The following is a 318-nucleotide window of genomic DNA, read 5'->3' as shown; positions in this document are numbered from 1 at the left end:
CGCCAGGGCGCGGCGCAGGTTGCTCTCGACGAACAGCTTGTAGCTGGCCTCGGCGGTCAGCGCCTCGGTGAACACCTGGACCTGGTGCTTGCCGTTGGCCTTGGCCTTGTGCAGCGCCAGGCCGGCGTACTTCATCAGGGTCTGCGGGTCGCAGCCGTGCTGCGGGGCGCTGGCCAGGCCGATGGAGCCGGTGATGTTGATCAACTGGTTGTCGACGAACATCGGTTTGTCGAGGGTTGCCAGCAACTGGCTGGCAACCTGCTGGCCGCTTTCCAGGTCAGCGTCGTCAAGCAACACCGCAAACTCGTTACTGGCAAA

General features: G+C 64.2%; 1 protein-coding gene. It reads right to left on the bottom strand.

Features of this window, described 5'->3' with window-relative positions; all coding sequences use genetic code 11:
• Window positions 1–318, bottom strand: a 318-nt coding sequence (locus KZZ04_RS18685; protein ID WP_219423742.1) for a diguanylate cyclase, incomplete at both ends; no start/stop codon positions are given.

It is taken from the genome of Pseudoalteromonas sp. CR1 (assembly GCF_019392235.1).
Classification (GTDB): Bacteria; Pseudomonadota; Gammaproteobacteria; order Enterobacterales; family Alteromonadaceae; genus Pseudoalteromonas.
Note: the sequence above shows the minus strand (reverse complement) of the source record. Positions and strands in the feature narration are given on the sequence as shown.